Origin of the sequence: Photorhabdus namnaonensis, from assembly GCF_001684335.1 — a bacterium.
Taxonomy (GTDB): domain Bacteria; phylum Pseudomonadota; class Gammaproteobacteria; order Enterobacterales; family Enterobacteriaceae; genus Photorhabdus; species Photorhabdus namnaonensis.
In genome coordinates, this window is the sequence record NZ_LOIC01000080.1 from 76425 (window position 1) to 85743 (window position 9319).

At 40.8% G+C, this 9319-nt stretch carries 2 protein-coding genes; one reads left to right on the plus strand and one right to left on the minus strand.

Going from position 1 to position 9319, the window contains the following annotated elements; translation table 11 throughout:
* Positions 1-8 precede the first annotated feature (8 nt).
* The gene (locus tag Phpb_RS16115; protein WP_065391226.1) at positions 9-7145 is read right to left on the minus strand and encodes a Tc toxin subunit A-related protein; all 7137 of its coding nucleotides are present in this window, start codon (positions 7143-7145) and stop codon (positions 9-11) included.
* 720 nt (positions 7146-7865) lie between these two features.
* On the opposite strand from Phpb_RS16115, the gene Phpb_RS16120 reads away from it, so the two are divergent.
* Positions 7866-9319, plus strand: a 1454-nt coding sequence (locus Phpb_RS16120; RefSeq protein ID WP_065391301.1) for a lipase family protein, incomplete at its 3' end; no start/stop codon positions are given.

The window sequence follows — 9319 nt, forward strand, 5'->3', positions numbered from 1 at the left end:
GGTGATGGTTATTCGAGAATAGTGTAACGAATGTGCAGAATAATATCGTTCAGCATCTGTAATATTGATTTTTGTTTACTGGCGGCATTGGGAAAACTTAGCGTGAATGTCCCCTTGTCATTAATATCGATCCCTTCAAACGGCAGGAATTTGCCATCGTTAAAATCGAGCTGAAATTGACCGTTGTCATTCAGGCCGTGAGAGACCGCCAAGGCTTTGCAACCTTTAGCTAATCCAGCGGCGCCGCCGCCATAAGACAGAACTGCCTGTACATCTTGATATGGTCCTAGCAGTGCCGGTAAGGAGACGCTAATTTGTTTAATACGGCGTGTTTTACCTAACTGCATCTCTTCCGGGTAGTCATCGTTGAGTTTCAGGTCTTGCAGGGTTAGCGTCGCCGATAGCGTATTGTTGGTTAATTTCAATTGATTGCCGTCGTTACCGGCGGAAGTCTCTTTACCTCCTTGTAGTAACGCTTCAATTTTATCTTTTAATGCAAAGCTTTTTTCCCCTAAGGATTGGTACACCTGCGCCAGAGAAACCGTGCGTTCCACTTCCAGTGCTCGTTGCTCTTGTTTCAGGTGCGCGTCTTCCATTTGCGCCAGATTCAACATTAGGGTTTCACCGGCGAGCAGGCCGGCATAGGTTCCCTGCCAGGCTCCCGGTTTAATAAAGCGTGCGGAGCTATCATTGGTTTCCCAACGGTAAGCTTGTTCCGCCATCAAACAGCGGGCGACGACTAAATCGTAAAATTGGAAATAAATGGCTGCCAACCGACCACGTAACCAATTATACAGCGCTTGATTGCTGAATTTTCGTTGCAGGAAGGCTAGTTGCGCTTGAGTTTGTTCCTGTTGGGTTTTTAGGCTGGTTTTCTGTAATACCGCCGCTTCACGGCGTACCGTCAGTGATTTAAGTTGAGCATCGATTTGTTTCATCTCTGCGTCGGCATTATTACGCTGGATCTCCCATTCTTGACGGCGACGGCGCCATATTTCAGATTGCGAGACTTTCTCCGCTTCAATTAACAAACCTTCTGCGGCGATACCGCCACCAATAGCAATAGCATTGGCAATCGCCCCAAAGCGCGTTCCCCCGACGGCAAAGCCGTAGATATTGGGTACCATCTCCAATGCGGCGGCAGCCATGTGCAAGCCTTTCAATCCTGAGGTAATACTTTGGGAAGCTATTCGCATATCCAGAGCTTGACGTTCACCGGCGTTGACATCTTCGTCGTATAGTTTGCTGTAGTTATCAAAGCGCGATTTTGCTCCGGCTTTGGATTTTTCCAGCACGGTTTTTTCAGCGTCTATTTCTTCAAGGGTTTTGTCTTGAATGCTGAGCGTCGTTAATATCAACTCTTTGGCTTGATTTTGCAGCAGAGCATTTAAGGATTCAGCATCTTGGCGTTCAATAATATTTTGCAACGTGGAGCCGAACTGTATTAGCTGAGTGACCATGCTACGGGCATTTTCTAGCATATGGGGGAAGCGCCACAGTGACATAAATGACGCTGGTAGTTTGCCCCCACTTTGAGAAGTGGCAACGGCGGCGCTGAGTAACGCTTTCGGATCGGTTGGTGTGGCATAAATCGGCAGGTGGAGCGGTTGACCATCGATAGAGAGATTATGACGCAAGTTATACAGGCGTAGTTCCAGTTTGTTCCAGTAGCTCAACATGACATCGTTGATTTGAGGTAGGAAAAGATCGGTCAAGGTGTTAGCGGAACGTAATAATAATGCTGGTGTTTGCGTGCCTTGTCGTAGGGTAGTTATTGCGTAGGCGTGTGCTTTTTGTATGGTCGTGGCTGCGGCATTGTCCAGACGTGGATCATTCCATGCGGAACTCAGTGGCAGATAAGGTTTGTTACCGAGCAGGTGTAGTGCCTGCATATACCACATTTTGGCTTCGTTCAGTGTATCCCGCTCCAGTTGGCGATAGGCGTGATCGCCACGAGCCATTAGCAGATCGAGAGTGCGCATAAAAGTGGCTACTTTGTAGTGCATTGGATCGTGCTGTGCCACTGCGTCAGGATCAACGGAATCCAAAGGATCGCTGTTCCAACTGATATTTTCTAGTAACGGGCGCACATTCCAGCGATAGTTTTTAATTTGACCATGAATAATATAGCCAGATGGGCTCCAGACATATTTCAGCCAACGGTTGGCTTCATCAAAGTTTTGTTCATGTAGCAAACGTTGGGCAACCAGCATCGGGGTATAGTAGAACAGTTCCCAGAAGTAGAGACTATTAGCGCCGCTGAAATCCATAGGTTCCGTGAAAGTTGGTATTACTCTGGCTGATACAAGCCCTGAGAAAGTCTTGTGCTTATAGGTAGTGTCGAATATAGCGGGTTCATTATTATCCTCTTTAAAAAATCGAATGAAATTTGTTTCCATTTTTTGATAAACCGCGTAAATATAGAGATTGTTTTTATTTCCATAAGCATTATCAACGCGAGGTAAGAATAATTTTACTGTTGTTTGTGTAATATCGCTTAATGTTCCCTGATAAATAGGAAAATGATCACCTGATTTAAAAATATCACCATACATAATCTTAAATGATTTATTAGTGCCGTGGATATCAGGGTTATATTTATCCATAACGAGTTCTATATAAGCCCCTATTCCCATCATCGGTTCCTGAATATTCTGAGTTTCCATACTTAGAATTGTGTCAATACCGGTAGTGGCGCGTTCAACTAATTGGCGAGCAAATAGCGTATTAAGACGAATACGATAAGCTCCCCATTGCATATATTGAGCGCCATTTTCATTATGAAAAAGAGTTAGCGCGTTATCGGTTTTAACCTTTCGAGTAACTGGGATACTGAAACTTTCATAACCCAGTTTACGCCCATCTTCTGCCAATGCGGTAAAAGTGACATCAATATTGGCTAAATTATTAATAAATTTCAAATTAGAACCCTCTATTTCGAGAGTATTAAATTGGTAACACATTTCATCAAAGCTAGGTGATGGTTGAGAGGAGACATTACTATTCGCTGTAAAAAGATATTCTTTATTGCCAGCTTTAATTGTGACTTTAACCTTTTCAGGAGAAATTGCAGTATTGATATCTACTGGCCCGGAAACATCGGTAGCAGTCCCTCTACTGTCAGTCATAAAGATGTATTGTTTAAGATCATCCGGTTTATTCACAGAGTCTTCAGCACAATCATCACCGATGTTAGCATTTTCATTGATTAAAGAACGTCCTGCCCCAGGAATCCAAGCCGCTACTTTAGATGAATAACTTGTGTCTCGGTGGAATAGTAGTCTCCCTTGAGCAAGGTCGCTAGTGTTTCCATTATATTGATAGACTGGGTAAAACATGAATCTATTTGATGAATTATTCGGATTGATTCCCAAACTGGTATAAATAATGAATTTATCACCCAATTTTCCGTATTTCTTTATTAAATTACACTGAATACGTTCTCGTCCTTCTTTTCCATCATGAATTATTCTTAACTTTGGTGAAATATAGACTTTTAAATCACTTGATGCAACTTCATAGTTGATAACTATATTACCGCCATATACTTGGCTGAGATTATACTCCCCCCAATCATGGCTATTGCTATGATTGATCAATGAAGGAATTTCATAATCCTCTGCATAGCGGTTATTTATTCTTATAACGCTATTAGTATCGAAATGTGTATAACCGTTATTTCGATAAGAGTCACATTGTTCATTGGTCATATCTTTGGAAGACATATCAGAGAAAATATATAACCCTTGCATTGGATCAATTTTATAATCATCCAATTTATCTTTTTTGCTATAAAACATGACTAACAAGGTATCTTCCCCTTGATAACCTGAGCAATAGAGTCCGGGAGCTTGAGATTTTGTCAGTTTTAAAGCTAAGATTTTTTCATTTACATCAAAGGTGATTGGCACGTTCCAGGTACCATCATAACGAATATGAGCCAATTTTAATTCATAGTGATAGTCAGTAATGACTTTATTATCCTCCTTTTGTTTAGCTGTTTCCTTTTGTTCTAACCAAATTAGATATAAGCGGGATTTGTAGATAACTGGTCGGATGGTGCTTTGGTAGGGATTAATTGCGCAGTCAATTTTGTGCCATTCACTCCAGGCATTAGCAGCGAATTTACCGTCGTTGAATTTACTGTGATCGACGCTGCGCCAGTAATATTGATTAACTTCTGTTTTGCTGTGTCCGATAAAATAGGTCAGCCCTTGGTCATTATTAACATTGTCATGATAAGCACTAATGACTTCCAAATTAGCGACTTGCTCAAACGAGGTCAGGTAAGATTTAAATGCATCTTCTACCATATCAGCGTTTAATTGGCTCTGGCTGACGGATTGCAATAACGTATCCATCATTTTCGTTTGTCCGATACGCATCGTCGGGTCGATATAATTTTCGGGATAGTAAACTAATTGTGAAACGCCAGTCCAAGTACTGTAACGTTTATTATATTTATCCCAATCGAGAAAAAATTGACGGGTAATAACATTAGAAACGGCATGGGTTTCTACATTTTCCAGCGCCCGGTTGACGTACAATTGGATACTGGCAATGGCTTCGGCAATACGTGTAGTTTTTATTTCAGCGGAAACTTGATTATCAATCAGTAAATATTGGTATAGATCGTCACGGCTTTTAATTGATGCTGCCCGGTTAGCAATCTTGCCAATATAATAGTTGCTTAATGCGGTACTGCGAGACTCGTCCAGAAATGCGTGTAGATTATTAATTTGTTGGCTGTCTAACCCGGCCGTTAATGTCATAGCTGCATTTTCCCATTGGGAATAAGTCGGTGTTTTTTGAGCCGGTCTTATATAATCTAATGCTATCAGGGGGCAAATACCTTGTGGGGAGATATTTAAATTACTGGCTATATTGGTCCATTGCAGAATAATGTCGATGGATTGCCAATTGGAGAATGTATTTTCTTTAGTAACCTGCTCATAATTTTGTGCCTGAATACTGGCTTGTTCCAGTAAATTAGCATCAATATTCATGGCGTTAGCTAATTGTTCTGCGGTTAAGGTTTTATTTTCAAAAGCAGTTAGAATAGGGGAGGCTTTTTCACCTAGAGAATTAACCCAATTGGCAAAGCGGGTTAGGGTGATTAATGTTGGTGCGTTATGGGCTGGTGTCGCTTTATTCGGTTCATCAGGGATGCCAAAAATAGTTGGCTTTTCGATAAATAGACGGAAAGCGTTTTCATTAATGCCGGAAGAACGATAAATCATTGTCAATTGTGCCAGACAGTGGCAGTACTGAATAATTTGTTCCTGCATTTCTGGCGGTTTTGATAATTCTGTAGTATCTCTATTTTGTAACCAGATCCAAAATTTTTCTGCGGTTATTTTATCTTCGCTTGGTTTTATCTTATCAGCCCAGAGAAGAATAGAATGTGCAATATTTTCAGATGGTAATTGTAGAGCTGCCGCAATATAAGGTGCTATGGCAGCCAGAAGATCTGTTTTCTCTTTATCAAAATTCTGCAAACCATTGTAGACCGTGTTTAGTAAGTTTTGAATTTCAGGCGTTAGCGTTTTGTCATAGTTGGTAGTAGTCATTAAAAATAACTGATAAACACTCCACTTTTGTGTATGCAGCCAACTGCTTAGGGTATCGAGTTTATTTATGAGTTTCTCAAGCTCTTTATCATCAATGTCATATAAATTTATTTTATCTTCATCGATAGTCATCAGTAATAAATACAGTTCATCAATTGTTAATTGGTGAATATCTGCCAGTAATTTAGTCATATAAAGATTGGAAAGATTTTTTATATTATTAACAATTTTTCCATCGGTATTGTTATGATTGGCAATATGGAGCAAACGATAAAGAGAAATATCATCGACATTAAAAGCACGTTTAAGTACTGCTTTGTTCCAGTTATCGGCACTGTTCAAACTTAAATCAATATTGGTGTCTTCGGTAGCAAAATATTGCCCGTTGAGTGACGGGGTATTAAATAGGCGGTCAAATTGGCTAGATTGATTACTATAGGAATATTGCGAAATGGAATCATTACATAGTATTAAGGCAGTTTCCGTATCAATATTGTATTTCTGCATATAATATTTAACCAGAAAGACTTTCCCTAATATTATTGGGGTAATGTTCTGTTCTGGAATGATTTCATCTAACTTTAAAAGCGGTAGATTCACGGCTTGCGATAATAAAATAATTTTATTGATTTTTAGTAAATGTATTTTCTGAGTATTTGGTTCATTATTTGGATATTTGCGAATAAATTGACTGAGTTCTTCATCACTAAAATTATAATAACTTTTCAGATATTCTGGCATTGCCAGCCAGGTAGGTTCAATATCGCCAAAATTCTTTTTATAAATTGTCTCTGCATTAGCTTCGGTAATTTCTTCTGTCAGAATATTAAACAGTTCTGGTGAAATAGAGTTATTAATTCCTAGCAATGAAGCTTGATGTATTAATCCGGCGACAGCCGGTGATTTCTGAAATTGTTCAAGTTTCGGATCTTGTAATTGGATAGCTTTACGTACATTTTCATAAGCGTCATGATAAGGTATCGTGCCGGAAGGACGGAAAGTGGATAACATTTCCATCACTTTAGTATCACTGTCCAGATTAGACTGATTAGCTTTAATCCCTTCCAACAAAATTTCATTAGACAGAGAAAGAGTAGAAAGCTCGGTATCCATATTTTGCTGATTGAGCGTCATTGATTGGAGGTCTGGGCGGCGTTCATCCAGATGATAAACGGAGTCGCCGGCATGTAAATTACGTGCTTCACGATAGAGTTCAGTTAAATAAGCCGCGGGGGAGAACATAGAAGAAACCGAACCCGGCGCCACATATTGGCTGGCTCGGCCACCGAATTCATTATTGTAGCCTCGTAATTCAGCGTGAGGGAGGGTAATACCAAGGTGCACCGCATTTTGTAACTGCGGGTTAGCGAGTTTAAGAATACGCGCTTCATATAATTGATTCTCTTTTTGTTCCTGTTGTGCATCACGATATAAGCGGCTGGTCTCTGACCAGGAGAGATGATCAGAGACTTGCTGACGGAATTCATTAAAAGAATAGTGGCAAATATCTGTCAGACAATTAATACCATATTGGCTGTGTAATACATCAGGTATCTCTTTCACGTATGAGTTCATGTTTATTCCTTTTAAATCATAAGGTAAATGAAACATCCGTGTGTTCTCTGTATCATCAATACAATAAGAGAGTGATTCCGTTCTACAGGAAGATGAGGGTAATCACTATGTCACTGTTTTCTTGAAATAGCTGTTGCAAAAAAAGCAGCCGCAAAATTTGCAATTGTTTTTTGCTCAAAACTGGATGTGAAAAATCAGTAAAGGCTAGATTTTTTTATATATCGTGGACTGCTTTTTTTGGCAATGGGGTATTTTTGTCATTGCATTCGCCATTATATTTACAATAACTTAATCTTTTGTTGAGTTTGTAACACTTTGTTACAAATTCTACTTTTTGTAAATTTAAAAAAATGAAAATTTTTCTTGCTATTTGGTGATGATTTAATAATCATAACTTGAGTTCCGTCATATGGACAATATGAGGGACCTTCCAACTCCTGTTCCCTTATTCAAAGGGATTAATCGATAGGGATACATTTCGTCTTCCTGTCGTTCAACTTGCTATTACTCACGGCATAAGCGGTGTTTCTTATCTGTGGTAATAGGATTTTTACTATCTTGTATCTTTGGTGACGCAATCAATCACGGCTATTCCTGACAGGATATTGATGCTGATGAAGGTGATTGATAGCCGGGCGGGGAAATCTTGTGAGACTTTCAACGCATGACGTGGGGTCTGCGTGCTTACATATGTAACGTTAAAAGAAGGAAGTAAAACTAATGGGTATATCAGATCCACGCTTGTGTCTTGATTGTAAACGGTTTCTGAAAAACTGGGTGGAGTTTCAGTTGGTGGATGAACAGGGAAAGCCGCTGGTCAACATGCCTTATCGCCTGATCAGTCGCGGAACCCCAGGTTATGTACGCCAGGGGACAACCGACGGTTTCGGTGTGCTCAGAGAAGAGGATCTGTTGCCTCATCCGGTGACGTTGTATATCGGCGCCCAACCACTGGCCGACGAAATGGAGCAGCGCCCGTTGCGAGAAATACGCGGTGAAGAGGCTTCGGTAGTAAAACCGAAAGCGGAAGCCGAAGGCTATCAATATCGCTATGTGACTATCGGGCAGATCAGTGATGGGTTGCCGGTGATTAAAGATTGGAAAGATTCTAAAGATATTCCACCGCCTTATCATTTCCCGGACCCGGAGCCAAAAGGCTATCAGGTTCATCCGTTAAATCGCCGGTATGTATTGGAAGTCTGTCCTTTCCGGGCTTGGGTTTTACTGCTACATCATCAGAAGGAGTATTCCATTGTGAATGCTTATAACCAGTGCTTGATGAGCGTACTGGCTTATGCTGATGGGGATGTCGATGTTGAAGGTTCTGTGAAACACTTTTTTAACCGGCAAATGGTGGATGTTTCAAAATTGCCCTATAAAGTGGAAGCATTGTCGGCAACGCCTGTCGTTTACGATGTGCCGTTTAGTAAACGTTATGCCCGGGTGGAGTTTGTTGATTCACAAGCGGGAAGCAACAAGCAAGGTGATACCAAACTGTTTTATGTTGCCAGTGAGAAAGATGTGATTGTTAGTTGGCGGGGAACCGCTAGCCTGGATAATTACCTGACTGATGCCACTTTCCAGCCATTGGCTTTAAGTTGCGATGATGACAAAGCATTGTGCAGTGAGTTTATTCATCATGGTAAAGTGCATAAAGGGTTTTGGGAGGCATTTAATCTGGTTGGAAAACTAACAGTTCCCAGCGATGATAAAAAGAAAGAAGTATTCAGTGACATCCAGAATTTGATTAAAAATAGAAAGTTATTTATCTGTGGTCACAGCTTGGGGGGAGCCTTAGCATTATTGCACAGCGCACAACTGAAAGAACACAATCCTTGTCTCTACAGTTACGGGATGCCGCGAACATTAACCCGTAGTGCGGTAGAGGAATTGTCTTCTATTATCCACTATCGCCATGTCAATGAAGATGATGTCATCCCTGCTGTGCCATTTGAGCAGGATATGGATAATGTGTTTTTCAATTATTGGGTGCCGGCGGGGTATGACTGGGCAGTGATGAAGTTGTTGTCGCCGTCACCGATTATGCAGTCAATTAAACAGGCGACAGCCAGTAAAGAAATCTATTTGCATCACGGTAAAGTGGTTCATTTCTTTCAAGCCAACAGTTGCCCGGAATGGCTGATTTCCGCCCGGAATGCCTCTCTTATAACGGG

Excerpts from the sequence above, each read along its gene's own strand:
- Phpb_RS16115 (WP_065391226.1), bottom strand. The coding sequence starts at position 7,145 with ATGAACTCATACGTGAAAGAGATACCTGATGTATTACACAGCCAATAT.